Annotated in this window: 23 protein-coding genes; 11 read left to right on the plus strand and 12 right to left on the minus strand. The window is 61.2% G+C overall.

Features of this window, described 5'->3' with window-relative positions; all coding sequences use genetic code 11:
- Positions 1-12: 12 nt before the first annotated feature.
- A complete protein-coding gene (locus JBO08_RS12440; protein ID WP_065871966.1) occupies positions 13-684 on the minus strand; it encodes a TetR/AcrR family transcriptional regulator in 672 nt (223 codons plus the stop codon).
- Between the two features lie 146 nt (positions 685-830).
- Between JBO08_RS12440 and JBO08_RS12445 the strand changes: the two genes are divergently transcribed.
- The 5 genes from JBO08_RS12445 (at position 831) to JBO08_RS12465 (ending at position 5511) form a co-directional block, all read left to right on the plus strand.
- Entirely contained in the window at positions 831-2258 is a 1428-nt protein-coding gene (locus JBO08_RS12445) for a coniferyl aldehyde dehydrogenase (protein ID WP_220074695.1), read from the plus strand.
- 28 nt (positions 2259-2286) lie between these two features.
- Positions 2287-2832, plus strand: coding sequence for a twin-arginine translocation pathway signal protein (locus JBO08_RS12450; protein ID WP_220074694.1), 546 nt, complete (start codon positions 2287-2289; stop codon positions 2830-2832).
- Between the two features lie 146 nt (positions 2833-2978).
- Positions 2979-4574 carry a GMC family oxidoreductase gene (locus JBO08_RS12455; RefSeq protein WP_065910013.1) on the plus strand — a complete coding sequence of 532 codons (1596 nt, stop codon included), beginning with the start codon at positions 2979-2981 and terminating at the stop codon, positions 4572-4574.
- A 103-nt stretch (positions 4575-4677) separates the two neighbouring features.
- Complete coding sequence (gene coaD, locus JBO08_RS12460) at positions 4678-5157, plus strand: pantetheine-phosphate adenylyltransferase (protein WP_049711086.1); 480 nt, start codon at positions 4678-4680, stop codon at positions 5155-5157.
- A gap of 102 nt (positions 5158-5259) precedes the next feature.
- Positions 5260-5511 carry a YfhL family 4Fe-4S dicluster ferredoxin gene (locus JBO08_RS12465; protein ID WP_003195146.1) on the plus strand — a complete coding sequence of 84 codons (252 nt, stop codon included), beginning with the start codon at positions 5260-5262 and terminating at the stop codon, positions 5509-5511.
- Positions 5512-5632: 121 nt separating this feature from the next.
- Here JBO08_RS12465 and mutM read toward each other — a convergent pair whose 3' ends face one another.
- Positions 5633-6445, minus strand: a complete 813-nt coding sequence (gene mutM / locus JBO08_RS12470; protein WP_049711085.1) for a bifunctional DNA-formamidopyrimidine glycosylase/DNA-(apurinic or apyrimidinic site) lyase — start codon at positions 6443-6445, stop codon at positions 5633-5635.
- Between the two features lie 21 nt (positions 6446-6466).
- Entirely contained in the window at positions 6467-7279 is an 813-nt protein-coding gene (locus JBO08_RS12475) for an HDOD domain-containing protein (protein ID WP_175403042.1), read from the minus strand.
- Between the two features lie 330 nt (positions 7280-7609).
- Here JBO08_RS12475 and JBO08_RS12480 point away from each other — a divergent pair, with 330 nt between their 5' ends.
- From JBO08_RS12480 to ilvD, 3 genes are all read left to right on the plus strand, one after another.
- Complete coding sequence (locus JBO08_RS12480) at positions 7610-8806, plus strand: class I SAM-dependent rRNA methyltransferase (RefSeq protein WP_049711083.1); 1197 nt, start codon at positions 7610-7612, stop codon at positions 8804-8806.
- A 247-nt stretch (positions 8807-9053) separates the two neighbouring features.
- Positions 9054-10214, plus strand: coding sequence for an MFS transporter (locus tag JBO08_RS12485; RefSeq protein WP_065891350.1), 1161 nt, complete (start codon positions 9054-9056; stop codon positions 10212-10214).
- Between the two features lie 210 nt (positions 10215-10424).
- Complete coding sequence (gene ilvD, locus JBO08_RS12490; RefSeq protein ID WP_220074693.1) at positions 10425-12266, plus strand: dihydroxy-acid dehydratase; 1842 nt, start codon at positions 10425-10427, stop codon at positions 12264-12266.
- 190 nt (positions 12267-12456) lie between these two features.
- Here the strand turns inward: ilvD and JBO08_RS12495 are convergent, their stop codons facing one another.
- Positions 12457-13515, minus strand: coding sequence for a haloacid dehalogenase-like hydrolase (locus tag JBO08_RS12495; protein ID WP_220074692.1), 1059 nt, complete (start codon positions 13513-13515; stop codon positions 12457-12459).
- 242 nt (positions 13516-13757) lie between these two features.
- On the opposite strand from JBO08_RS12495, the gene JBO08_RS12500 reads away from it, so the two are divergent.
- Positions 13758-15149 (plus strand): L-cystine transporter, encoded by a 1392-nt coding sequence (locus JBO08_RS12500; RefSeq protein WP_065871975.1) that lies wholly within the window; start codon positions 13758-13760, stop codon positions 15147-15149.
- 84 nt (positions 15150-15233) lie between these two features.
- Here the strand turns inward: JBO08_RS12500 and JBO08_RS12505 are convergent, their stop codons facing one another.
- The gene (locus JBO08_RS12505; RefSeq protein WP_220074691.1) at positions 15234-15746 is read right to left on the minus strand and encodes a dihydrofolate reductase; all 513 of its coding nucleotides are present in this window, start codon (positions 15744-15746) and stop codon (positions 15234-15236) included.
- 69 nt (positions 15747-15815) lie between these two features.
- Between JBO08_RS12505 and JBO08_RS12510 the strand changes: the two genes are divergently transcribed.
- Both JBO08_RS12510 and JBO08_RS12515 read left to right on the plus strand, forming a co-directional pair.
- Positions 15816-17195, plus strand: coding sequence for a DUF2868 domain-containing protein (locus JBO08_RS12510; RefSeq protein WP_220074690.1), 1380 nt, complete (start codon positions 15816-15818; stop codon positions 17193-17195).
- Positions 17188-18546 (plus strand): DUF3482 domain-containing protein, encoded by a 1359-nt coding sequence (locus JBO08_RS12515; protein WP_220074689.1) that lies wholly within the window; start codon positions 17188-17190, stop codon positions 18544-18546. Before JBO08_RS12510 ends, JBO08_RS12515 begins: the two co-directional genes overlap by 8 nt.
- Here JBO08_RS12515 and JBO08_RS12520 read toward each other — a convergent pair.
- The 7 genes from JBO08_RS12520 to JBO08_RS12550 all read right to left on the minus strand — a co-directional run bounded on the left by JBO08_RS12520 (position 18526) and on the right by JBO08_RS12550 (position 25963).
- Entirely contained in the window at positions 18526-19116 is a 591-nt protein-coding gene (locus JBO08_RS12520; protein WP_309304238.1) for a hypothetical protein, read from the minus strand. The two genes, JBO08_RS12515 and JBO08_RS12520, sit on opposite strands and share 21 nt — an antisense overlap.
- Before the next feature lie 95 nt (positions 19117-19211).
- Positions 19212-19778 (minus strand): phosphonate degradation HD-domain oxygenase, encoded by a 567-nt coding sequence (locus JBO08_RS12525; RefSeq protein ID WP_065880199.1) that lies wholly within the window; start codon positions 19776-19778, stop codon positions 19212-19214.
- Complete coding sequence (locus JBO08_RS12530; protein WP_220074688.1) at positions 19778-20911, minus strand: TIGR03364 family FAD-dependent oxidoreductase; 1134 nt, start codon at positions 20909-20911, stop codon at positions 19778-19780. Before JBO08_RS12530 ends, JBO08_RS12525 begins: the two co-directional genes overlap by 1 nt.
- Before the next feature lie 125 nt (positions 20912-21036).
- Positions 21037-22059, minus strand: a complete 1023-nt coding sequence (locus JBO08_RS12535) for a putative 2-aminoethylphosphonate ABC transporter substrate-binding protein (RefSeq protein ID WP_049711073.1) — start codon at positions 22057-22059, stop codon at positions 21037-21039.
- A 22-nt stretch (positions 22060-22081) separates the two neighbouring features.
- Entirely contained in the window at positions 22082-23794 is a 1713-nt protein-coding gene (locus JBO08_RS12540) for a putative 2-aminoethylphosphonate ABC transporter permease subunit (protein WP_065874386.1), read from the minus strand.
- A 1-nt stretch (position 23795) separates the two neighbouring features.
- Positions 23796-24860, minus strand: coding sequence for a putative 2-aminoethylphosphonate ABC transporter ATP-binding protein (locus JBO08_RS12545; protein WP_065874387.1), 1065 nt, complete (start codon positions 24858-24860; stop codon positions 23796-23798).
- Positions 24861-25099: 239 nt separating this feature from the next.
- Entirely contained in the window at positions 25100-25963 is an 864-nt protein-coding gene (locus JBO08_RS12550) for a LysR family transcriptional regulator (RefSeq protein WP_065874388.1), read from the minus strand.
- Between the last annotated feature and the right edge of the window lie 15 nt (positions 25964-25978).

Here is a 25978-nt window from a genome sequence, read left to right on the forward strand (position 1 = left end):
TCGAGAAAGGTCCTACTTCACTTCTTCCAATGCCTGATTCAACGGCACGTAAAACTCTTTGAATAAGGCGTCCACGGCCTCTTTCGCCTGGGGCGTGACAAACCCAGCCTCCAACACCAACACCTGATACACCCCGCGCTTGATGGCCTCGGCGCTCAAGTGGGCGGAATTTTCGTTGGTCGTGCACAAAAAACGCACCCAGGAGGTCAGGATAATCCACGCATTGAGGGTCAGCGCCTCGGTTTGCACCGGGTCCATATTCAGGATGCCGGCATCGACAAACCCCTGGTAAATCGCGCCGCCCTGGATCAGGCAGCGCTGGGAAAAACGCCGATAGCCGGTGGCCAGTTCTGGATCGCTTTCCAACAGGTGTTCGAGGTCGCGGTGCAGGAAACGATAACGCCACATGCCGGCCAATACGGCTTGCAGGTAGAAGCGCTTATCCGCCACGGCCATGGCGCGACCTTGAGGCGGGCGCAAGAAACTGTCCACCAGGGCTTCGTATTCGCGAAACAGTACGGCGATGATCGCCTGCTTGTTGGGGAAGTGGTAGTACAGGTTGCCCGGCGAAATTTCCATATGGGCGGCGATGTGGTTGGTGCTCACACTGCGCTCGCCCTGCTGGTTAAAAAGCTCCAGGCTGGTTTGCACAATGCGCTCGCTGGTCTTTACTCGTGGTGCCATAGGGGATCAGCTTCTGTACACGTGATGGGGCATCTTACGGCCTATCCTTGCCAGGATAAATCTGCATGTGGCTGCAATGTTATTTGACAATTTAGAGTAATGACTCTAAAAACCCAGGCAGACCTATAACAATCGGGAACGCCGCCATGTCTGCCAACGTTGCCTACTTGCAAGATTCCCAGGCGCTGGATCAACTCCAGACCCTGTTCGATGCGCAACGCTGCGCCTACGCCGCCAACCCGATGCCACCGGCCGCACAGCGCCAACAATGGCTGAAGGCGCTGCGTGATTTGCTCAGCGACGAGCGCCAGGCGTTGATCAACGCGATCAGCCAGGACTTCAGCCACCGCAGCGCCGACGAAACCCTGTTCGCCGAACTGATGCCCAGCCTGCATGGCATTCACTATGCCAGCAAACACCTGAAGGGCTGGATGAAACCGTCCCGGCGAGCTGTAGGCATTGCCTTCCAACCGGCTTCGGCCAAAGTTATCTACCAGCCCTTGGGCGTTATCGGCGTGATCGTGCCCTGGAATTACCCGCTGTACTTGGCCATCGGTCCGCTGGTCGGCGCGTTGGCGGCGGGTAACCGGGTGATGCTCAAGCTCAGCGAATCTACCCCCGCGACCGGCGAACTGCTCAAGGCGCTGCTGGCAAAGGTCTTCCCGGAGGATTTGGTGTGCGTGGTGCTGGGTGAAGCCGAAGTAGGCATGGCGTTTTCCAAGCTGCCCTTCGACCACCTGTTGTTTACCGGTGCCACCAGCATCGGCAAGCATGTAATGCGTGCAGCGGCCGAACACCTCACGCCGATCACACTCGAGTTGGGCGGCAAGTCGCCAGCCATCGTGTCCGCTGATGTACCGCTCAAGGACGCTGCCGAGCGCATTGCCTTCGGTAAAGCGTTGAACGCCGGCCAGACCTGCGTGGCGCCCGACTACGTGCTGGTGCCGGAAGATCGTGTCGAGGGTTTCGTCGAGGCCTACACCCAGGCCATTCACGGGTTTTATCCGACCCTGGCCGACAACCCGGACTACACCGCCATCATCAACGAGCGACAACTGGCCCGGCTCAACGCTTACGTGAAAGACGCCACCGACAAGGGCGCCACCCTGATCCCGCTGTACGACCAGGGCCAGGCGCGGCGCATGGCTCACAGCCTGCTGCTGAATGTCAGCGATGATATGACCGTGATGCAGGACGAAATCTTCGGCCCGGTGCTGCCGATCGTGCCCTATCGCGGCATCGACCAAGCCTTTGCCTACATCAACCAGCGCCCTCGCCCACTGGCCCTGTATTACTTCGGCTACAACAAGGGCGAGCAAAACCGCGTGCTCCACGAAACCCATTCCGGCGGCGTGTGCCTGAACGACACCTTGCTGCACGTGGCCCAGGACGATATGCCGTTCGGCGGCATCGGCCCCTCGGGCATGGGGCATTACCACGGTCACGAAGGTTTTCTTACCTTCAGCAAAGCCAAGGGTGTGTTGGTGAAACAACGCCTGAACGCGGCGAAGTTGATCTACCCGCCCTACGGCAAATCAATCCAGAAGTTGATCCAGAAGCTGTTCGTTCGCTGATACCGCCACCCACGGGATAACAATAACAATGAACCCTAGCCTGACTGATTCACCTGCGCTTTCACGGCGCGGCGTCTTGAAAATCGGCTTGTGTGCCAGCGCCTTCCTGGCCACCGCCGGGCTCGGCGCCAGCCTCAGCGGTTGCTCCAGCAGCACGCCGGCCAGCGGCTTTGCCATGTTGCGCAGCAGTGACTTGCCCTTCTTGCGCGCGGTTATCCCAGTGCTGCTCGAAGGCGTCGCCAGCGCCCAGGAAGTCGCCCGCGGGATTGAAGACACGCTTAAGAAGCTCGACTTCAGCCTGCAGCGCCTGTCGCCGGAGATGTTCAAGCTCACCCAGCACCTGTTCGACGTGCTGGGCATGGGCATTACCCGTGGGCCGTTGACCGGGATCTGGGGCAGTTGGGAAAACGCCAGCGGCGAACAGATCCGCAACTTTTTGCACCGCTGGGAAAACAGCTACCTGAACCTGCTGCGCATGGGCCAAGGCTCGCTGCTCAAGCTGGTGATCATGGCCTGGTACTTCCAGCCGGCGTCCTGGGCGCATTGCGGCTATCCGGGCCCGCCGAAGATTTAGCCTTGATAACCCAATCAAATGTGGGAGCTGGCTTGCCTGCGATAGCGGTGGATCAGCCATAAATGCACTGCCAGACAGACCGCCATCGCAGGCAAGCCAGCTCCCACATTGACCGCAACTCCGTACAAAAATAAGAGTGCATACCTATGCCCGTACCTGATCTGTTCCGCGACGGCATGGCCCGTGGCTGGAAAACCTATAACGGCGCCGCCCTCGACAGCGACCTGACCCTGGAAGCCGACGTGGCGATCATCGGCAGCGGCGCAGGTGGCGGCACCACCGCCGAAATCCTCAGCGCTGCTGGCTACAAAGTGCTGCTGATCGAAGAAGGCCCGCTCAAGACCAGCAGCGATTTCAAGCTGCTCGAGGACGAGGCCTACACCAGCCTGTACCAAGAGGGCATCGGCCGCATGAGCAAGGACGGCGCGATTACCATCCTGCAGGGTCGGGCGGTAGGTGGCACCACCTTGATCAACTGGACGTCGAGCTTTCGCACCCCGGACGCCACCCTCGCCCATTGGGCCAGCGAATATACGGTGAAGGGTCACAGCAGCGCCGAGATGGCGCCCTGGTTTGAAAAGATGGAACAACGCCTGGGCATCGCGCCCTGGGCCCTGCCGCCCAACCCGAACAATGATGTGATCCGCAAAGGTTGCGAAAAGCTCGGCTACAGCTGGCACGTGATCCCGCGCAATGTGCGCGGCTGCTTTAACCTGGGCTATTGCGGCATGGGCTGCCCGGTCAACGCCAAGCAGTCGATGCTGGTGACCACTATTCCCTCCACCCTGGAAAAGGGCGGCGAGCTGCTTTACCTGGCACGCGCCGAACGCCTCGTCTACAACGGCGACACCATCAACAGCCTGGAGTGCGTAGCCCTGGACGACCTGTGCGTGGCGCCGACCGGACGTAAGATCACGGTAAAAGCCAAGCATTACGTACTCTCGGGCGGTGGTATCAACAGCCCGGCACTGCTGATGCGCTCAAGTGCTCCGGACCCGCATTCGCGGTTGGGCAAGCGCACCTTCCTGCATCTGGTGAATTTCTCCGCGGGTCTATTCGATGAGGTGATCAACCCGTTCTACGGCGCCCCCCAGTCGATCTATTCCGACCATTTCCAATGGCAGGACGGCACCACCGGCAAAATGTCCTACAAGCTAGAGGCGCCACCCTTACACCCCGCGTTGGCGAGCACCCTACTCGGCGGCTATGGCACCCAGAACGCTCTGGATATGAGCCAATTGCCCAACACCCACGCGATGCTGGCGTTACTGCGCGACGGCTTCCACCCCGACAGCCCGGGTGGCCGCGTGGAATTGCGCGGCGATGGTACGCCAGTGCTCGACTATCAAGTCTCGGATTACGCTTGGGACGGCCTGCGCCGCGCGTTCCACAGCATGGCCGAGATCCAGTTCGCGGCGGGCGCCAAGTCAGTCAAGCCGCTGCACCACGACGCGCGCTACGTGAAAACCCTGGCCGAAGCGCGCAGCCTGATCGACGGCCTCAACCTGGAACTGCACCGCACCTGCCTGGGCAGCGCCCATGTGATGGGCGGTTGTGCCATGGGTGAAGACCCGAAAAACGCCGTGGCCGACAGCCTCGGTCGTCATCACCAACTGCGCAACCTGTCGATCCACGATGGCTCGCTATTCCCCACCAGTATTGGGGCCAATCCACAATTATCGGTGTACGGTTTGACCGCGCAACTGGCGACGGCTTTGGCCGAACGTCTGAAAACAGCATGAAAAAACGCGCGATAAGCGGCATGTATCTACATAAGTCGACTTGGCCGACCGGGATGGCTGCGATACCATCCGGTTCCCCAACGGACTCCGCCAGGACGACGCGATGAACCGAGTGTTGTACCCAGGTACCTTCGACCCGATTACCAAAGGCCATGGCGATCTGGTCGAACGCGCCTCACGCTTGTTCGACCATGTGATCATCGCGGTCGCGGCCAGCCCCAAGAAAAACCCGCTGTTTCCCCTGGAACAGCGCGTGGAGCTGGCGCGTGAGGTCACCAAACACCTGCCCAACGTGGAAGTGGTGGGCTTTGCCACACTGCTGGCGCACTTCGCCAAAGAGCAGAACGCCAATGTGTTCCTGCGTGGCCTGCGCGCCGTGTCGGACTTCGAATATGAATTCCAGCTGGCTAACATGAACCGCCAATTGGCGCCGGACGTGGAAAGCCTGTTCCTCACGCCGTCGGAACGTTATTCGTTCATTTCCTCGACGTTGGTCCGTGAAATTGCCGCTTTGGGCGGCGATATCACCAAGTTCGTGCACCCGGCCGTGGCCGATGCGCTGACACTGCGCTTCAAGAAATAAGACCGCTGAATCGGCGCCTGCTCGCACTGCGGGCGCCAATGCGGCACAATTGCGCGCATTAGTTTTCAGATGCCTTGGCTGACAGCCCTGGCAGGAGTTTCCATGTCCCTGATCATCACCGACGATTGCATCAACTGCGACGTCTGCGAACCCGAGTGCCCGAACGCCGCGATTTCCCAAGGCGAAGAGATCTACGTGATCGACCCTAACCTGTGCACCCAGTGCGTCGGCCACTATGACGAACCTCAGTGCCAGCAAGTGTGCCCGGTAGATTGCATTCCGCTGGATGAAGCCCATCCGGAGACGGAAGAGCAGTTGATGGAGAAGTACCGGAAGATTACCGGTAAGGCTTGAGCTTTTTCAGGGCCTGGAAGGGCCTCATCGCAGGCAAGCCAGCTCCCACATTGGATGTGTGAACACATTCAAATGTGGGAGCAGACAGGCCTGAGATGGCGATTTCAGCCATCACACAGGTTCAGCGCTGACACTTAGGGCAAAACACACTCGCCCGCTGCCCCAGCACCACATTGCGCAACTCAGTCCCGCAGACCTTGCACGCCTCGCCGCCGCGGCCATAAACGAACAGCTCCTGTTGGAAATACCCCGGCTGCCCATCACCGCCGATAAAGTCCCGCAGCGTCGTACCACCGCGCTCGATAGCGGCGGCCAGGATGCGCTTGATCTCAATCGCCAGCTTCAAATAACGCGCTCGCGAAATGCCGCCCGCCTCGCGACGCGGATCGATCCCCGCTGCAAACAGCGCTTCCGTCGCGTAAATATTGCCCACGCCCACCACCACCGCGTTGTCCATGATGAACGGCTTCACCGCCATCGACCGTCCACGGGACAGTTGAAACAAGCGATCGCCATCAAACAGGTCCGTCAGCGGCTCTGGCCCCAGGCGAATCAACAGCTCATGGTTGTGCGGGTCCTGGCTCCACAGCATCGCGCCGAAACGCCGCGGGTCGGTGTAACGCAGGGCCAGGCCGGATTCGAGCTCGATATCCACATGCTCATGCTTGGCGGCCGGCATGCCGACTTCCACCAGGCGCAGGTTGCCCGACATGCCCAGATGGCTGATCAGGGTGCCCACTTCGGCATTGATCAACAGGTACTTGGCCCGCCGCTCCACCAGCACGATGCGCTGCCCGGACAGGCGCACATCAAGGTCTTCCGGGATCGGCCAGCGCAGGCGCCGTTCACGCACCACCACACGGCTGACGCGCTGGCCTTCCAAGTGCGGTGCAATGCCGCGCCGGGTGGTTTCGACTTCTGGTAACTCGGGCATGTGTACCTCGTGAAGGAAGGGTCAGTGCGCGCCCAGCTCGCGGATCGACAACTTCATGCTCTCGAAGTCGTAGTCCGACAGCCCCACGTAGTCCAGCACCAGGTGGCCGATGGTATTCCACTCATGGTCGACCGCCTGGTTGCCCAGCACGCGGTAGGACGAGCAGACGTGCTCGGCCATTTTCAGGATCGCCAGCAGGTTTTTCAGTTGGGAATTGCGCGACGACTCATCGCTGAAAATCGCCAGGGCATTGTGGTGGTTGGCGATGGCATCGGTTACATGTTCCGGCAGGCGCCAGGACTTGGCGGTGTAGTAGCCCACCACCGCATGGTTGGTGTTGAACGCGTTGTTCTCGGTGTCGACCACGCGGGAGTCGGGGCCGGCGTTGGCGTATGCCTGTTCCAGCACCGTCATATAGTTGGGGAAGCGCTTGAGCATCAGCGGCACGCCGCAATCGTGGAACAGGCCCAAGGCATATGCCTCGTCTACGGCTTGCGACCCGGTGCGCTTGGCCAGAGTGAGGCAAGTCATGGCCACATCCTGGGCGGTGTCCCAGAAGCGGTTGAGGGTGACGATGGTGTCGTCGCTCATTTCGCCTTTGATCGACAAGGCGTTGATCAGGTTGATGATCGAACGGCTGCCCAACAGGTTCACTGCGCGCTGGATCGAGGCGATCTTGTTGCTGAGGCCGTAATAGGACGAATTGACAATCTTCAGCAGCGCACCGGACAGGCCCGGGTCCTGGGAGATCAACCGCGCGATCACCTCCAGGTCCGGGTCGGGCATGTACTGCTCCATCTGCAAATCCACCATGATCTGCGGTTGAGGCGGCACGCTGATGCCTTGCAAGGTCTGCTGGATCTGTTCGGCGGAAAGCTCTTGGGACATAAGTACATACTCCGGGCTAGGCGGGGATTCTAACCCCTATGAAGACTTGACCGACACCTCAAAAACCCGAACTGAAACCCGATTCAATGTGGGAACCGGGTTATGTGGGAGCTGGCTTGCCTGCGATAGCATCACCTCGCAGTAACAGACATACCGAGTCGCCTGCATCGCGGGCAAGCCCGGCTCCCACAGGGGCATCACAGCCCACATGTCCGGCGGCGTCACAGAGTCCTGTGCAACACGGTATACTCCCGCTCTTTTTTCCGGAGCGACGTCATGTCCCTGCCAAGCCTGCGCCTCAAACCCAACGCTGATCGCCGTTTGCGCAACGGCCACCTGTGGGTCTACAGCAACGAAATCGACGTGGCGGCCACCCCACTTCACGGCTTCCAGGCAGGCGACCAGGCTATCCTGGAAGCAGCCGGCGGCAAGACCCTGGGCATCGTGGCCATGAGCCCGAACAACCTGATCTGCGCCCGCCTGCTGTCGCGCGACATCAAGCTGCCTTTGGACAAGTCGCTGCTGGTGCACCGGATCAACGTGGCGCTGTCACTGCGTGATCGCCTGTTCGACAAGCCGTTCTACCGCCTGGTCTACGGCGATTCCGACCTGCTGCCGGGCCTGGTAGTCGACCGTTTCGGCGACATCCTGGTGGTGCAGATCGCTTCGGCGACCATGGAAGCGCATAAGGAAGACGTGATCGCTGCGCTGACCCAAGTGCTCAAGCCGAGCGGCATCCTGTTCAAGAACGACTCCGCCGCGCGCGACGCCGAAGGCCTCAACCGCTACGTCGAAACCGTGTTCGGCCTGGTACCTGAATGGGTCGCCCTGGAAGAAAACGGCGTGAAATTCGAAGCCCCGGTCATCCAGGGCCAGAAAACCGGCTGGTTCTACGACCACCGCATGAACCGCGCCCGCCTGGCCCCGTATGCCAAAGGCAAGCGTGTACTCGACCTTTACAGCTACATCGGCGGCTGGGGCGTGCAAGCAGCAGCTTTCGGCGCCAGTGAAGTGTTCTGCGTCGACGCCTCCGCCTTCGCCCTCGACGGCGTGGAGCGCAACGCGGCACTGAACGGCGTTGCCGAGAAGATGACCTGCATTGAAGGCGACGTCTTCGAAGCCCTCAAAGAGCTGAAAGCCAGCGAAGAACGCTTCGACGTGATCGTCGCTGACCCACCGGCCTTCATCAAACGCAAAAAAGACATGAAAAACGGCGAAGGCGCCTACCGCCGCCTCAACGAGCAAGCCATGCGCCTGCTCAGCAAGGACGGCATCCTGGTCAGCGCGTCGTGCTCCATGCACCTGCCGGAAGACGACCTGCAAAACATCCTGCTGACCAGCGCCCGCCACCTGGATCGCAATATCCAGATGCTAGAGCGTGGTGGCCAGGGTCCGGATCATCCGGTGCACCCGGCGATTGTCGAGACGCGGTATATCAAAAGCATTACGTGCCGGTTGTTGCCCAATAGCTAAGTAACACGCAGATCAAAGGTGGGAGCGGGCTTGCCCGCGATAGCGGTGTATCAGTTACAGATTTTTAATCTGTTACACCGCTATCGCAGGCAAGCCAGCTCCCACATTTTTTTGTGTTGTGCCAGAAGGATTTTTCCTACCGCCGCAAACCACGTGGATCCAAGAGGCCTCCCACAATAGTTTTAATTGAATTCCATTTTTCGCAGACTAGTATCGGTTTCTGGTGTTACTCCGGAAAACAAAAACAATGTCTGGCTCCATGCGCTCCCGCTTCATCCTGATCACCTGCATTTCCCTGATCAGCTTCTTCCCGATCAATATCCTGCTGCCCTCATTCCCCGCCCTGGCCGCCAGGTTCGACACACCTACCGCAGACGTCGCACTGTCCATCAGCCTGTTCACACTGGTCTTTTCGATCTCTCAATTGGTCGCCGGCCCGTTATCGGATAAATGGGGCCGCAAGGAAGTCCTGATCGGCTGCATCACCCTTTCTATCCTGGGTGCTATCGGTTGCGCGCTGGCGCCGGACTACCTGACCTTCCTGCTGTTTCGCAGCGTCCAGGCAATGGGTTGTGGCTTCTTCGTACTCGGCCACGCACTGGTAGAAGACCTGTTCGACGAACAAGACCGCGCTCGCGTACGACTCTATTACATGACCCTCAGCGGCTCATTTGTCGCGCTGTCACCGCTGATCGGCTCATGGCTGCAAACCACCTTCGACTGGCAAGGCAGCTTCTACGGCTTTGCGCTGATGGCGCTGGGCATGTTGATCCACGCGTTCTGCATCCTGCCGTCCAAGTCCGCCAGCCCGCACCGCGCGCCTGTATCGATCTTCGGCACGCTGAAAGCCGTCGCACGTCATCGCGACTTCCTGCGCTACTGGTGGATCGCAGCGCTGGTGTTTGCCTGCTACTTCGCCCTGATCAGCGTGACACCGCTGATTTTCATGGATGCGTTGAAGCTCTCCGAATACCAGTACGCGCTGGTGCTGATGGTGTACGGCGTGGCCTATTTGCTCGGTGGCGTGGCGGCCTCCTATCTGCAAAAACACATTCCATTGGCCCGGCAAATCAATATCGGTCTCGGATTGTTACTTATCGCGGGGGTGCTGCTGACGCTGATCGTCAGCCTTGATGCCATCAACACCGTGAGCCTGTTGATCCCCATGCTGATCAGCGCACTGGCCGTGACGCTGGTTCGGCCCGCGGCGATTTCAGCGGCGATGCTGCTGTTTTCCAGCAGCGCAGGGACGGCGGCATCGGCGGGGAACAGCATCATGTTCCTGACCGCAGCCGCCAGCAGCGCTGCGCTGGCGCAAACCGGGACTCATTTGTTGTTGACCATCGGCGTGAGCTTCATTGTCTTCAGCCTGTGGGGTTGGATGACAAATGCGCGCTCCTGCGGGTAGACGGCCATTCCCTCCAGCCGCCAGCGGTGTAGAATCGGCCTATTCATCGCCAGTCATCCCCCGGCGGGTTTATGAGCTCAAGGCCAATGCGCACGGCGATCCCGTCACGTTTGCGGCAACTTCCGGACACCAGTGCCATTTTTCGGGTGTTCCAGACGTCAATAGAAGCTCACTCCCCTTTGATACCGATTAGCCGCCCGGAGTGCTCCAATGCCTGATTACCGCTCGAAAACATCCACCCATGGCCGCAACATGGCCGGCGCGCGCGCACTGTGGCGCGCCACGGGGATGAAAGATGACGACTTCAAGAAGCCGATCATCGCGATTGCCAACTCGTTCACTCAGTTCGTACCCGGCCACGTCCACCTCAAGGACTTGGGCCAACTGGTCGCCCGCGAGATCGAGCGCGCTGGCGGCGTAGCCAAGGAATTCAACACCATCGCCGTGGATGACGGCATCGCCATGGGCCACGACGGCATGCTGTATTCCCTGCCGAGCCGCGAGATCATCGCCGACTCCGTGGAATACATGGTCAACGCTCACTGCGCCGACGCCATCGTGTGCATCTCCAACTGCGACAAGATCACCCCTGGCATGTTGATGGCCGCCCTGCGCCTGAACATCCCGGTGATCTTCGTCTCCGGCGGGCCGATGGAAGCCGGCAAGACCAAACTCGCGTCCCACGGCCTCGACCTGGTCGACGCCATGGTGATCGCCGCCGATTCCAACGCTTCTGACGAGAAGGTTGCGGAATACGAGCGCAGCGCTTGCCCAACGTGCGGTTCGTGCTCCGGCATGTTCACCGCCAACTCGATGAACTGCCTGGTGGAAGCCCTGGGCCTGGCCTTGCCGGGCAACGGTTCGACACTGGCCACCCACAGCGACCGCGAGCAGCTGTTCCTGCAGGCCGGCCGCACCATCGTCGAGCTGTGCAAGCGTTACTACACCGAGAACGATGAATCGGTGTTGCCGCGCAATATCGCGAACTTCAAGGCGTTCGAAAACGCCATGACCCTGGACATCGCCATGGGCGGTTCCACCAATACCATCCTGCATTTGCTGGCCGCGGCCCAGGAAGCCGAGATCGATTTCGACCTGCGCGACATCGACCGTCTGTCCCGTCACGTGCCGCAGCTGTGCAAAGTCGCGCCGAACATCCAGAAGTACCACATGGAAGACGTGCACCGCGCCGGCGGGATCTTCTCGATCCTTGGCTCCCTGGCCCGTGGCGGCCTGCTGCACACCGACCTGCCAACCGTGCACAGCAAGACGCTCGCCGAAGGCATCGCCAAGTGGGACATCACCCAGACTGACGATGAAGCCGTGCATCACTTCTTCAAGGCAGGCCCAGCGGGCATCCCGACGCAAACCGCGTTCAGCCAGTCGACCCGTTGGGACACCCTGGATGACGACCGTGAGAACGGCTGCATCCGCAGTGTCGAGCACGCCTACTCCCAGGAAGGCGGCCTGGCCGTGCTGTACGGCAACATCGCCCTCGATGGCTGCGTGGTGAAAACCGCCGGTGTGGATGAATCCATCCACGTCTTCGAGGGCCGCGCCAAGATCTACGAAAGCCAGGACAGCTCGGTTCGCGGCATCCTCGCCGACGAAGTGAAGGAAGGCGACATCGTGATCATCCGCTACGAAGGCCCGAAAGGCGGCCCGGGTATGCAGGAGATGCTGTACCCGACCTCCTACCTGAAATCCAAAGGCCTGGGCAAAGCCTGCGCGCTCCTGACCGACGGTCGTTTCTCCGGCGGCACCTCGGGCCTTTCCATCGGCCACGCTTCGCCAGAAGCCGCTGCCGGTGGCGCGATTGGTTTGGTGCAAGATGGCGACAAGGTGCTGATCGACATTCCGAACCGTTCGATCAACCTGTTGATCAGCGATGAAGAACTGGCGGCACGCCGGGTCGAGCAGGACAAGAAAGGCTGGAAACCGGTGGAGAAGCGTCCGCGCAAAGTCACCACGGCGTTGAAGGCGTATGCGTTGTTGGCGACCAGTGCCGACAAGGGCGCTGTGCGTAACAAAGCGATGCTCGACGGCCTATAAGCCTCGCGCATACAAATGCCCCGCCATGTGCGGGGCATTTTTTTGCCTGGCCGAATCTCCAATCTACCGGAGATCAAATGTGGGAGCTGGCTTGCCTGCGATGCAGACACTGCGGTGTACCTGATACACCGGGGCGATGCCATCGCAGGCAAGCCAGCTCCCACACTGACCGCACTTCGACTGAAGACGCTTACTGAATATCCTCAGGCTTCACAATCACCCAATTCTTGTCCGCCGTCACCGGCAACCCTTCCTTGGCCTGCGCCGCTGCGTGCTTGGCGATCATGCCGTTAAGCTGCGTCATGTACTTGTCCTTGCGGTTGATCCACAGGTGGATGCCGCCTTTGGCTACGTCCACATCGTGAAACAGCATGTAGCCGTCGCTGGTCGGGGTATCGCCGCCGACGATCACCGGTTTTTTCCACTCATCGATATAGGTGAGGATCGCCGCGTGCTTGCCGGCCATCCAGGTGGCCGGGGTCCACAGGTAGGGGGTCAGTTCCAGGCCGAGGTTGGCCTTCTCGTCATATTTGCCGGCAGTGATCTGTTTGCGCGCGGTGGTCAGTTCGCCGGTCTTGCGGTCCTTGAGCAAGGTGCTCACGCCGATGACGTTCTCGGGTTTGACGTTGTAGCCGTACTTCGGATCGGCAGCGACCATGCGCACCAGCTCTTCCGAGGCGGCGGTCATCACATACACCTCGATGCCGTTTTCCATCAGCTTGTTATACAGCTCGGCCTGGCCAGTGAAGACTTTCGGCGGTTGCACCTCAGACTTCTTCACCACGTCGCCTTCGAAATAGCTGACGGGCACGGGCTTGCCGGAGGCCATCAGCTCATCGACCTGCACCTTGAGCTCCTTGAGGGTGAAGCCCGAGAACACCTGGGCGACCCATGGGTAGCAGACCATGTCGTCCACTTCGCAAAGGCGATAGTAGTAACTGAACAGGCTTTCCTTATGGTCGGCCGTGTCTTTGAACGGCATCAGTTTGAGCGATGGATCAAGGCTGTCACGGGTGATCAGGCCCTTGTTTTCCATGTAGGGCAGCAGGGATTCTTCGAGGTCGTAGCGGTAGCTGGTGTTGTCCATGTCGAACACCGCGAAATTACCCTTGTTGGCGTTGGCGGCGATCATTTCATTCAGTTGCTTGGCCGCCGGCGCGGGCCAGTGCTTCAGCTCGGTGGCGGCGAACGCCTGGCTGACGAGTCCGAGGCAGAATGCGGCGGCGAGTAATTTCGGCACGAACTTCATAGGCGTTGTCTCCCTGAGTGAAAGACGTCGACGCTAACAAATCCCTGTGACAGTTCCCACTTCGAGCACGACCGTGCGCGTCCTGATCCCGTCACACTCATACGCCTGAGCGGCAAATGCTTATTCCAAAAACGACACTGACCATTCCATATCGGTATTAAATCAATATATTTCAAGCTGTTAGGCTTGCCGGTTCGCAATCGCAGGCTCACGCGATTGGCTGCCTTCTCAACGGAGCTCTAATGAATCTGCCCCTGATTCTCAACTTACTGGTGTTCGTGGCCCTGTTGCTGGGCCTGGCACAAACCCGTCGCACACACTGGAGCCTCGCCAAGAAGGTTCTATTCGCCCTGGTTCTCGGCGTGGTGTTCGGCACCGTGCTGCACACGATCTACGGCGATGGTAATCCGGTACTCAAAGCGTCCATAGGCTGGTTTGACCTGGTCGGCAACGGCTACGTGCAACTGCTGCAAATGATCGTGATCCCGCTGGTGTTCGCCTCGATCCTCAGCGCCGTGGCGCGTCTGCACAATGCCTCGTCCCTGGGCAAGATCAGTTTCCTGACCATCGGCACGCTGCTGTTCACCACCGCGATTGCCGCGCTGATCGGTATTGGCCTCACCAACCTGTTCGGCCTCACCGCCGAAGGCCTGGTGGCCGGCACCCAGGAAATGGCACGCCTGCAGGTGATCCAGAGCGATTACGCCGGCAAGGTCGCCGACCTGAATATCCCGCAATTGCTGCTGTCGTTCGTGCCGGCCAACCCGTTCGCCGACCTCGCGCGCGCCAAGCCGACGTCGATTATCAGCGTGGTGATTTTCGCGGCCTTCCTGGGCGTTGCCGCGCTGCAGCTGCTCAAGGATGACGTGGAAAAAGGTCAAAAAGTACTCAACGCCATCGACACCCTGCAAGCCTGGGTGATGCGCCTGGTGCGCCTGGTCATGAAGCTGACGCCCTACGGCGTATTGGCGCTGATGACTAAAGTGGTCGCCGGCTCCAACCTGCAAGACATCATCAAGCTCGGCAGTTTTGTGGTGGTGTCGTACTTGGCGCTGGGCCTGATGTTTATGGTGCACGGCCTGCTGCTGTCTTTAGCCGGGATTAACCCGCTGCGTTTTTTCCGCAAGGTGTGGCCGGTATTGACGTTTGCCTTCACCAGCCGCTCCAGCGCCGCGTCGATCCCGCTGAGCATTGAAGCGCAGACTCGTCGCCTGGGCATCCCGCAATCCATCGCCGGTTTCGCCGCCTCCTTTGGCGCGACCATCGGCCAGAACGGTTGCGCGGGCCTTTATCCGGCGATGTTGGCGGTGATGGTAGCGCCAACCGTGGGCATCAACCCGCTGGACCCGCTGTGGATTGCGACGCTGGTGGCGATTGTGACCTTGAGTTCGGCAGGTGTTGCAGGCGTGGGCGGCGGGGCGACATTTGCCGCGCTGATCGTGCTGCCGGCCATGGGTTTGCCGGTGTCACTGGTAGCGCTGCTGATTTCCGTGGAGCCGCTGATCGACATGGGCCGCACGGCGTTGAACGTGAACGGTTCGATGACGGCGGGGGCAATTACCAGCCAGATCATGGGCCAGACGGATAAGGAATTGTTGAATGCGGATGAGCATGCGGAATTAGCGCAGGCCTGAAGCCAAGAACTGTAGTGAGCGGGCTTGCCCCGCGCTGGGCGGCTTCGCCACCCAGCGCGGGGCAAGCCCGCTCACTACAAGAAGTTAGATTTTTTCCCAAACCTCGAAGCTGTACGCTGGCTTATCACCTTCAGCTGGGTTCTCCAGATTTGAAACCAGCTTCCACTGGTCCGCATCAAACTCCGGAAACCATGCGTCCCCTTCCGGGCTCAACGCCACCCGCGTCAAATACAACCGATCCGCCTGCTCCAGCCCCTGCGCATACAACTGCGCCCCACCGATCAGCATCAGCTCATCCACGCCCTGCTCCAGCGCCCACGCCTCAGCGCGTTCAACCGCAGCCTCCAATGACGGAAAAACTTCCGCACCTTCAAGCGCCAGATCGGTCTGACGGCTAACCACAAGATTCAAGCGCCCCGGCAGCGGTCGGCCCAGAGAATCCCAGGTCTTGCGCCCCATGATGATCGGCTTGCCGAGCGTAGTGGCTTTGAAATATTTGAAATCCCCCGGCAAGTGCCAGGGCATGCTGTTGTCGACGCCGATCACGCGGTTTTCACCGAGGGCTGCGATCAGGCTTAAAGGGAGAGTTTTTTTCATGGCGACGAGAATACCAGAGGCGCAGGCCAGCGGTTATGCTCCACGTTCACTTGCTCAACAGGACGGCGCGTGACTGCACTGAACCCCCTGCAAAAACTCTGGCTGACAGAAACCGTGCGCCTGCGTGAAGAACACGCCGGCCCGCTGGAAGACCTGGAAGCCAACCGCCTGGCCCGCTCGGCCGGTGGCGACTTGCCGACGCGCATTCAACAGCGCGCCCTGCACCTGGCCGAGCGTGATGGCCTGACCGCCGCGCTCACGCGCTGGCTGCAAGGTGCGCGACTGGCGCTGGTGCTGCTGGTGATCGTCGCCGTGATCAGTGGCGCCGGCCTGGCCTTTGCGGCAATGGGCAACGGCCTGACCCCGGTGAATGTGTTCTGGGCCTTGGGCAGCCTGCTTGGTTTGAACCTCATCCTGTTGATCAGTTGGGCCCTGGGCCTGCTGTTTGCCGGCGAACACAGCGCCAGCCTTGGGCGCCTGTGGCTGTGGCTCAGCGAGAAGCTCGCGCGTGACGCCAAGGCTGCACAGCTGGCACCAGCGCTGTTGCTGCTGTTGCAGCGCCAGAAACTCAATCGCTGGGCGGTCGGTGTGCTGGTCAACAGCCTGTGGTTGTTGGCGTTGCTCAGCGCCATGGTGATTCTTCTTACGCTACTTGCCACCCGCCGTTACGGCTTCGTGTGGGAAACCACCATTCTTGGCGCCGACACCTTCGTCGCCGTCACCCAGGCCCTCGGCACCTTGCCGGCGATGCTGGGTTTCAACGTGCCAACCGTCGACATGATCCGCGCCAGCGGCGATTCCGCGCTGAATATCGAAAGCGCCCGCCAAGCCTGGGCCGCCTGGCTGGTGGGCGTGCTGCTCGTCTATGGCCTGCTGCCTCGCTTGGCCCTCGCCCTGCTGTGCCTGTGGCGCTGGAAACGCGGGCGCGCCGCCCTGCGCCTGGACCTCAACCTGCCCGGCTACAGCCAGCTGCGCGAACGCCTCATGCCGAGCAGTGAGCGCCTCGGGGTCAACGACGCAGCGCCGGAACAACTGCACCACGTCAGCGGGGGTGTCAGTGAATTGGAAAGCGAAGGCGCGCTGCTGGTCGCCATCGAACTGGACGACCGGCACACTTGGCCGCCCAAACTGCCCGCCAGCGTGAAAAACGCCGGCATTCTCGACAGCCGCGAATCACGCAACAAGCTGCTGGAGCAGCTCACGCGCTTCCCTCCTGCACGCCTGGCCATCGCTTGCGACCCGCGCCGCTCGCCGGACCGTGGCAGCCTCGCGCTGATCGCCGAACTCGCGCGCAGCGCCACCGCCACCCGCGTCTGGCTGCTGCAAGCACCGCCCGGCCAGGCGCTGGACGCCGAGCGCCTGGGCGATTGGCACGCCGCACTGCAACAACTTGAACTGCCCTTCGCCGACTGCGCGCCGCTGAACTGGCTGGAGACCGGTCATGACTAAGCCACTGAAACTCGCCGTGGTGGGCCACACCAATGTCGGCAAGACCTCGCTGCTGCGTACGCTGACCCGTGATGTCGGCTTCGGCGAAGTCTCCCATCGCCCCAGCACCACGCGGCATGTCGAAGGGGCGCGCTTGTCGGTGGATGGCGAAGCCTTGCTGGAGCTGTACGACACGCCCGGCCTGGAAGATGCCATCGCCCTGCTCGACTATTTGGAACGCTTGGATCGCCCCGGCGAACGCCTCGACGGCCCGGCCCGGCTGGCGCGCTTCCTGGAGGGCAGCGAAGCCCGCCAGCGTTTCGAACAGGAGGCCAAGGTGCTGCGCCAACTGTTGGCGTCTGACGCGGGCCTGTATGTGATCGACGCCCGCGAGCCGGTGCTGGCCAAGTACCGCGATGAGCTTCAAGTACTGGCCAGTTGCGGCAAGCCGTTGCTGCCGGTGCTCAACTTTGTCAGCAGCAGCGACCACCGCGAGCCGGATTGGCGTGAAGCCCTGGCCCGCCTCGGTCTGCATGCGCTGGTGCGTTTCGACAGCGTCGCGCCACCGGAAGACGGCGAACAGCGACTGTATGAAAGCCTCGCGCTGCTGCTGGAAAGTGCGCGGCCGCAACTGGAGCGGTTGATTCTTGACCAACAAGCGCAACGCCAGGCACGCCAGCAAAGCGCCGCGCGATTGATCGCCGAGCTGCTGATCGACTGTGCGGCGTGCCGACGCAGCGTGGTGACTGAAGATGAGCCGCAAGCCATCGGCGACCTGCGCAAAGCCGTGCGTCAACGTGAGCAGAAGTGTGTGGAAGCGCTGCTCAAGCTGTTCGGCTTCCGCCCGCAGGACGCCGCCGCCAGCGACTTGCCGCTACTGGATGGCCGCTGGGGCGATGACCTGTTCAACCCGGAAACCCTCAAGCAGCTCGGCGTGCGCGTCGGCGGCGGGATCGCCGCAGGCGCGGCGGCGGGTGCAGGCGTGGATTTACTGGTCGGAGGGTTAACGCTGGGCGCCGCCGCACTGGCCGGTGCAATTGCTGGTGGTGCACTGCAAACCGCACGTAGCTACGGCAGCCGCCTGTTGGGCAAGATCAAGGGCCAGCGTGAGCTGACCGTCGACGACGCCGTGCTGCGCTTGCTTGCCCTGCGCCAACGCCAGTTGCTCAAGGCCCTGAACCTGCGCGGCCATGCGGCCATGCACAGCATCAAGGTCGACACGCCCCAGGACAAAACCTGGCGCGAGGGGAAACTGCCGGACGCGTTGCATAAGGCCCGCGCACATCCGCAATGGTCATCCCTCAACCCTCACGCCAGGTTGAGCCAGGCCGAGCGTCAGGAACAGGTCGAATTATTGGCCACGCAGCTCTGACGCAGTGTCGTACCACAGCAGCGCCAGGAACGAAGTGCCCAGCGCTCGGACCCATTCCTTGTCCGCGTTATTGGCGATACCGTTTCCATCGACATCACTGTTGGTAAAAGTCTCAAGGACGCCATTACCGTCTGCGTCATAAGCGGCAGCGCTGTAAGTCAGGCTCTGTTTGGGAATAGCCCCCTGCAGATCATAGAACTCCAGCTTGATCGCATTAGGGGCACCGCGCTTGTTGTAATGATCGACATACAGGGTGAGGGTTCGTTGAGAACTATCGCCTTTGCAAAACCAACCGAGCTTTAAGAACGTAGTCACAAAGGCCCTGAGCAATTGTTTGTCGCGGATGTTGCACTGACCATCGCGGTTAATGTCGCCCGCGCACTGCACATCGATTACACCGTCGGCGTTCATGTCGACGGCCAAAGCCTCATGGCTCAACGTGTCTGACCCGCCACCGTGGCGTTCATAGAAATGCAGCAGGACGGTATCAGCCTTGCCGTTACCGCTACGGTCCTGGGCGGTCGCCTTTAAATAACGCATCAGAGATGTCTCGAAAATGAACAAGCCCACAGGCTATTCCAGGCTGTGGGCCTTTGAGAGTTCATGACATCTGCAGCGCCGGTACGAAACGGCGACGGCCAGTCAGGTATTTCTTCACATTGGTTTTATCCGACAGCGGCTGCCGCTAACACCCTATGCGCTTTGAGCTTGAGCACTTCAAGGTCGAGCACCGGCACGTGCATGGCCTTGGCCTGTTCGTCCCAATGCCGCATGCGCAAACTCACCGTACACAGCGGATCCTGTTCAAAAGCCTGGGCTTCTTCGGCGCTCATCACGCCGCCCTGATAAGCCAGGGTGCGCTGGCTGGCTTCGCTCAGGCGGGCGTAATAGCCCGGCTGGCTGAAGGTCAGGTAGCGCTTGGCCTGCACGTGATACTCCACCAACGTGGCCATGCGTTCGCTGAACCCTGCACGGCGCAGATAATCCGCCCCCAGCCGCTCATGACTGACCACGCCATAACCGCCCATGTTTTCGCCGCCCTCGCCGCAGAGATGGCCGATGTCATGGAAAAACGCCGCCAGTACCACTTCGTCATCAAAGCCTTCGGCCATGGCCAGTTGCGCAGCCTGGGACATGTGTTCGATCTGCGACACCGGCTCGCCGATGTAATCCGCCGTGCCGTGTGCCTCGTACAGACCGAACACTTCGGCAATCGCTTGCTCCGGGCTCATCACGCTGCGCCCCACACAGCAGTGATATTTCGCTCAGCCATCGCCGGCCCCACGCTCATGCCGACGCCGGTGTGCATCAACGCCGCGCTGACGCCCGGTGCCGCGCGCAGGAACGAGAACGGCGCCGGGCCCCGCGAGCCGTACACACCCTGCCAGCGTTCCAGCACCTGGATCTTGCAACCCAGGGTCTGTTCGGCCAGTTCGATCATCCAGTCATCGACCTGCTCGGCATTGAACGGCGATGCATCGCTGCCGTAGTCATGGGAGTCGCCGATGATCAGCTCGCCATGGGGCGTCGGGCTGATCAGCAGGTGAATACCGTGCTCCTGCAGGTGCGGTGCCTCACGCAGGATCTGCGCTTGCACCGGCGCGGCTTCCGGCAGATCGGCGAATGCGCCGTAGTGCACGCAACTCAGGCCGGTGAGCAATGCGTGTTGCAGGTTCAGTTTCACTGCTGGCCGCGCGCGCAGCATTTGCAGGCGGCAGATACTCGGGTTGAGCGCGGCCATCGCTTCGGCCAGCAAGGTTTGGTAGTCGTGGCCGGAGCACACGATGATCTGCTCGCCACGAAAGCTGCCCGCCGTGCTGTGCAACTGGCCCGGTTCGACGTCGCGCACCAGGGTGGAAAAGTAAAACTCCACGTTCAGTTCCTGCGCCAGGTAATTGATCAGCGCCGGGATCGCTTCACGGGAATACAGTTGCTGATCGTCCTTGCCATGCAGCGCGGCGCGGTGATGGCGGAACTGGCCGCCGTACAGATCCCGCATTGCTGAACCTTGCAGCAGTTCGACGTTGTAGCCGTATTGTTTTGCACGACCGGCGCAGAACGCTTCCAGCAGATGCTCCTCGGCTTCGGTGCGAGCGAACAGGTACGAACCGTTGCGCTTGAGTTGCAGCCCGGCTACCTGGGCCCAATGCCCCCAGATGTCTCGGCTTTCCCGCGCCAGGTCGAGCATCGGTCCCGGCGGTTGGCCGGTGACCAGGGCTTGGCCGAAGTTGCGCACCGAGGCGCCCAATGGTGTGGCGCTACGTTCGAAGACTTTGACCTTGAGGCCGCGCTTGGCGGCAGCATAGGCGTGAGACAGGCCGAGGATGCCGGCACCGATAATCAGCAGGTCGCTTTGGTGTGTCATTGAATGATGTCCTGAATTCGAGACCGCTATCGCAGGCAAGCCAGCTCCCACACGTTGACTTGCGAACACCTTCAAATGTGGGAGCGGGCTTGCCCGCGAAGAGGCCATCAGCCCAAACGAAAATATTACTGACCCGCCACCTTCTCCGACTTGCCGTCATAGCGCTTGCGCCACTCAGCCAAAATGCTGTCGCGGTTTTTCGAGGCCCAGGCAAAGTCGTTCTTGATCAGGCGCTGCTCGTAATCGGCCGGCAATTCAGTCTGCGGCTTGGCAATTCCCGGCTGGGCAAGGACGGCGAAGTTGTCCTTGTACAGGTCCATGGCAGCAGGGCTGGCCGAGAAGTCGGCGAGTTTTTTCGCCGCGTCGGCATGGGCAGAGCCCTTGAGCACGGCGGTGGCTTCAATGTCCCAGCCCAGGCCTTCTTTGGGCAGGATGATATCCAGCGGCGCACCCTGGCGTTTCAGTTGTACGGCCGGGTACTCGAACGAAATCCCGATCGGGAACTCACCCGACGCCGCCAACTTGCACGGCTTGGAGCCGGAGTGAACGTACTGGCCGATGTTCTGGTGCAGGTCGTCCATGTACTGCCAGCCCTGTTTCTCGCCGAAGGTTTGCAGCCAGGCGCTCACGTCCAGGAAACCGGTGCCGGACGAGGCCGGGTTGGGCATGACGATCTTGCCCTTGTATTCAGGCTTGGTCAGGTCCTGCCAGCTCACCGGCTTGGTCAGGCCCTGTTTCTCGGCTTCGACGGTGTTGAAGCAGATGGTCGCGGCCCACACATCCATACCGACCCAGGCTGGTGGGTTGGCAGCGTCGCGGTAGTTTTTGCCAATCTTGTCCAGGTCCTTGGGCGCGTAGTTATCCAGCATGCCCTGCTGATCGAGGATCGCCAGGCTCGACGCGGCCAGGCCCCAGACCACATCGGCTTGCGGGCGGTCTTTCTCGGCCAACAGCTTGGCGGTGATGATCCCGGTGGAATCACGCACCCACTTGATTTCAATGTCCGGGTTGGCCTGTTCGAAGGCTTTTTTGTAGGTCTTCAACTGCTCGGCTTCGAGGGCCGTGTACACCGTCAGCTCGGTTTTGGCGAAGGCATTCAGACTGAATGCGGTCAGTACGGCAGCGACCAGCGCCAGGGGCTTGAACATGGAGCACCTCCTTCAGGGATGTTTATTGGCCGGGCGCGGTCTGGCGCCAGGCTTGGGACCGGCGCAACGCGCCACGTGAGGCCCACGCCAGCAGCAGCGAGACGCCGGCCGACGTGAACAGGATCAGGGTCGACATGGCCGCCGCACCGCCCACGTTGCCGGCGTCGTCCATGTTCAACACGGCAACGGCGGCAAGGATGGTGTCGGGGCTGTAGAGGAAGATCGCGGCGGACACGGTGGTCATCGCCGACACAAACAGGTAGCGCACGATGTCCAGCAGCGCCGGCAGGCAGATCGGCACCGTGACGTTCAAGTAATGGCGGTACAACGGCGCCTTGAGCGACAACGCAGCGGCTTCGAATTCGGCGTCGAGCTGGCGCAACGCCGTGGTCGCGGTCATTTGCGCGGTGGTCAAATAGTGAGCAATGGTGCACACCACCAGCAGGGTCATGGTCCCGTAGAACACATGCAGCGGGTTGCCGTTAAGGTTGAAAAAGAACACGTAGCCAAGGCCCAGCACCAGCCCAGGCACCGCCATCGGCACAAAGCTGAGCATGCGCAGCGCCAGGTTCAGGCCCTTCTGGCCCTTGGTCTTTTCCATCAAATACGCGCCCGTGAAGATCAGCACGCTGCCGATCAACGCGGTGCACAGCGCCATGGTCAGGCTGTTGCGATAGGCCAGCCAGCCGCCGCCGGCGGTATCTTCGAACTGGTAGTGATTGAGCGACAGCGACAGGTTGTACGGCCAGAACTTCACCAGCGAGGAATACACTGCCATGCCGAATACCAGCAGCAACACGGCGCAGATCAGCAGCACGATGGCCAGGTAGCAGCCATCTCTTGGGCGCGATGGCAACGGTTGGAAGACTTGGGCACGACCGCTCATGGAATCGCCGTGGCGACGGCGTAGCCAGGCATCCACACCAAAGCTGAACAGTGCTGGCAGCAGCAACACCATGCCGATCAGCGCACCGCGGCCGAACTGTTGTTGGCCAACCACAGCCTTGTAGGCTTCCAGGGCCAGCACCTGATAATCGCCGCCGACCACGACGGGCACGCCGAAGTCGGTGATGGTCAAGGTGAACACCAGACAGAACGCAGCGAACACCGCCTGGCGTGTGGCCGGCCAGGTAATGCTGCGGAACGCCCGGGCCGGGCTGGCCCCCATGCTCGAGGCCGCATCAAACAGCCGCGCATCCGCCAAGGACAGCGCCGACAGCAGAATCATCAAGGCATGTGGGAAGGTGTAGATCACCTCGCCCAGCACAATGCCCCAGAAGCCGTAGATATTGTCCGAGAGCAGCCCGCGCAACATGCCCTGGTTGCCGAACAGATACACCAGCGCAATGCCCGGCAACATCGACGGCGCCATCAGTGGCAGCAGCGACATGCCGCGCCAGATCGCCTTGCCGGGAATCAACGTACGCTGCAATGCGTAGGCAAACAGGTAGGCCAGCGGTACGACGATGGCCCCGACGCTGAGGGAAACTTTCAAGCTATTGCCCAGCAGCCAGTGGAAGTTGTCACTGGTGAGCAGTTCCCGCGCCGCCACCAGGCCGCCGCCCTGCCCGGCTTCGCTGCTGAAACCGCGCCAGAAGATCGCCAGCAATGGCAGCAGTACGGCAACACCCAACAGGCACAGCCAAAGCAATTTGCCGCCGACCACAAAAACACGATCACCCAGCTCGGCGCGGGAGACCTGACGCGGCTCAGGCAATGTCATGACAGCAGCCATCTCAGGCAAACACCTGCAGGCTGCGCGGCGGCAAGGCGACCCAGATATGCTGAGCGCCCAGGCGTGGCATGGCTTCCGGAGCCACTTCGGCCAGCAGCGGATGGCCGGGCAATTGCTCCAGCTCGAAGCTCATGCGGCAGCGGTTGCCGAGAAAGGTGATCTCGCGGACCTTGGCCGGGAACAGGTTTTCTTCGTGCACTGGCGGGTTGACGCTGATCGCTTCCGGGCGGCAAAACAGACGGCCGGACTTGGCGATGCCAGCATCGTCGGCCAAGCGCATGTTCATCCCGCCGACCTGCGCGTGGCTGGCACTGTTGCGACTGAACGGCAGCCAGTTGCCCTGGCCGACAAACTCCGCCACGAACGGGGTGGCCGGGCGGTCATAGATCTCCTGGGGCGTGGCGTATTGCTCGACCTTGCCGTTGTTCATCACCGCGATGCGGTCGGCCATCAGCATGGCTTCGTCCTGGTTGTGGGTGACCATCAGCGTGGTGATGCCCAGGCGGCGTTGCAGTTGGCGCAGCTCGGTGCACAGATGTTCGCGCACGCGGGCGTCGAGGGCCGACATCGGTTCGTCCAGCAACAGCAATGAGGGCGCCGGCGCCAATGCCCGGGCGAGCGCAACGCGTTGCTGCTGGCCGCCGGAGAGTTGGCCCGGGTATTTCTTTTCACTGCCGACCAGGCCGACCAGTTCGAGCATCTGCCCGACGCGCTTGCGCACTTCATCGCGGCCGCTGCCGGCGAGGCCGTAGCCGATATTCGCTTCGACAGTCAGGTTGGGAAACAGCGCGTAGGACTGGAACAGAATGCCGTAGTCCCGCGCCTGGGGTGGCAGCAGGGAAACATCGCGGCTGCCCAGGTAAAGTTCGCCGCTGTCCTGGCGCTCCAGGCCAGCGATGCAACGTAACAAGGTGGTCTTGCCGCAGCCGGACGGGCCCAGCAGGCACACCAGCTCGCCAGCGGCGACGTCCAGGGAGACGTTATCCAGCGCGGTAAAAGCGCCGAAGCGTTTCTGGATACCGCGCACCTTCATTGGCGCGCCGGGTTGGGTCAGGGCTGTGTTCATGGAGGCACCTCATCAAACTGATGAAGGCCATGCTAGGCAGGCAATGCGTCGCTGGTGTGGCAGGAAGGCAAAAGGCAGTAATAGTGGTATTCGTGGATTTGGGTAGGACGAATGGAGATGGACTGCCTGGGCAGGCCTCATCGCGGGCAAGCCCGGCTCCCACAGTGTTGATCTGTGAACACATTCAACTGTGGGAGCTGGCTTGCCTGCGATGGCGATTCAAAGGCCACCAAACAACCTTAAATCGGTGACATCTCTTGTGCCAACCCCAGAAACGCCGCCGGCAACCGCGCGCCTTTGCGCTCCTTGAGGCAGTACAAATACTCCGGGATCTGCGGCGCATTCTCGATGGTCAACACCCGCAACTGCGGATCATGCGGCACTTCCTGGCGGGCAATGATGCTGATGCCAATATTGCGCAGCACCGCCTCGCGAATCGATTCCCGGCTGCCGATTTCCAACAGCGGGCCGTAACTTACGCTTGCGCCCTGTAGCATTTCTTCGGTCAGGCGCCGCGTGGTGGAGCCGGCTTCACGCATCAACAAGGTATGCCCGGCCAACGCAGTGAGCGGTACATGATCGAGCTTGGCCAGTGGATGATTGCGATGCACCGCCAGCACCAAAGGGTCGGTGCCCAGCACGCGGCGAATAAGGCGCGGGTCTTCCAGCAGCTGCGACGACGCAGCGACATCAACGCGGTAATCGTCCAGCGCTTCAAGCACCTGCTGGGAGTTGCCGATTTCCACCGACACCTCCACCTGCGGCAGGCGTTCGCGAAAGGCTTTGACCAGGTCGAGGATGTAATACGGCGCCGTCGCGGCGATCCTCAGCGCACCCTGGACCTGGCCACTGTTGCGCAGGAAAAACTCGATGTCCGCTTCCTGCTGCAACAGCGCCTTGACCATCGGCAGCAGGCGCGCACCTTCGTCGCTGACGGTGAGGCGACGGCCACCTCGGTAGAACAGCTCAACGCCGTATTGGCTTTCCAGGTTGCGGATCTGGGTGGTGACGGTGGGTTGGCTCAGGCCGAGTTTTTTCGCCGCCTGGGTAATACTGCCCAGGCGGGCGACCATGAAAAAAGCCTTCAACTCGGCACTCAGCACACCACCCTCACCTCA

Origin of the sequence: Pseudomonas sp. LAP_36 (genome assembly GCF_019456785.1) — a bacterium.
Taxonomy (GTDB): Bacteria; Pseudomonadota; Gammaproteobacteria; order Pseudomonadales; family Pseudomonadaceae; genus Aquipseudomonas; species Aquipseudomonas tritici.

Bases quoted from the DNA above. Each gene is read 5' to 3' on its own strand.
- JBO08_RS12440 (WP_065871966.1), bottom strand. From the start codon at position 684: ATGGCACCACGAGTAAAGACCAGCGAGCGCATTGTGCAAACCAGCCTG.
- JBO08_RS12445 (WP_220074695.1), top strand. From the start codon at position 831: ATGTCTGCCAACGTTGCCTACTTGCAAGATTCCCAGGCGCTGGATCAA.
- JBO08_RS12450 (WP_220074694.1), top strand. From the start codon at position 2,287: ATGAACCCTAGCCTGACTGATTCACCTGCGCTTTCACGGCGCGGCGTC.
- JBO08_RS12455 (WP_065910013.1), top strand. From the start codon at position 2,979: ATGCCCGTACCTGATCTGTTCCGCGACGGCATGGCCCGTGGCTGGAAA.
- coaD (WP_049711086.1), top strand. From the start codon at position 4,678: ATGAACCGAGTGTTGTACCCAGGTACCTTCGACCCGATTACCAAAGGC.
- JBO08_RS12465 (WP_003195146.1), top strand. From the start codon at position 5,260: ATGTCCCTGATCATCACCGACGATTGCATCAACTGCGACGTCTGCGAA.
- mutM (WP_049711085.1), bottom strand. From the start codon at position 6,445: ATGCCCGAGTTACCAGAAGTCGAAACCACCCGGCGCGGCATTGCACCG.
- JBO08_RS12480 (WP_049711083.1), top strand. From the start codon at position 7,610: ATGTCCCTGCCAAGCCTGCGCCTCAAACCCAACGCTGATCGCCGTTTG.
- JBO08_RS12485 (WP_065891350.1), top strand. From the start codon at position 9,054: ATGTCTGGCTCCATGCGCTCCCGCTTCATCCTGATCACCTGCATTTCC.
- ilvD (WP_220074693.1), top strand. From the start codon at position 10,425: ATGCCTGATTACCGCTCGAAAACATCCACCCATGGCCGCAACATGGCC.
- JBO08_RS12495 (WP_220074692.1), bottom strand. From the start codon at position 13,515: ATGAAGTTCGTGCCGAAATTACTCGCCGCCGCATTCTGCCTCGGACTC.
- JBO08_RS12500 (WP_065871975.1), top strand. From the start codon at position 13,758: ATGAATCTGCCCCTGATTCTCAACTTACTGGTGTTCGTGGCCCTGTTG.
- JBO08_RS12505 (WP_220074691.1), bottom strand. From the start codon at position 15,746: ATGAAAAAAACTCTCCCTTTAAGCCTGATCGCAGCCCTCGGTGAAAAC.
- JBO08_RS12515 (WP_220074689.1), top strand. From the start codon at position 17,188: ATGACTAAGCCACTGAAACTCGCCGTGGTGGGCCACACCAATGTCGGC.
- JBO08_RS12525 (WP_065880199.1), bottom strand. From the start codon at position 19,778: ATGAGCCCGGAGCAAGCGATTGCCGAAGTGTTCGGTCTGTACGAGGCA.
- JBO08_RS12530 (WP_220074688.1), bottom strand. From the start codon at position 20,911: ATGACACACCAAAGCGACCTGCTGATTATCGGTGCCGGCATCCTCGGC.
- JBO08_RS12535 (WP_049711073.1), bottom strand. From the start codon at position 22,059: ATGTTCAAGCCCCTGGCGCTGGTCGCTGCCGTACTGACCGCATTCAGT.
- JBO08_RS12540 (WP_065874386.1), bottom strand. From the start codon at position 23,794: ATGGCTGCTGTCATGACATTGCCTGAGCCGCGTCAGGTCTCCCGCGCC.
- JBO08_RS12545 (WP_065874387.1), bottom strand. From the start codon at position 24,860: ATGAACACAGCCCTGACCCAACCCGGCGCGCCAATGAAGGTGCGCGGT.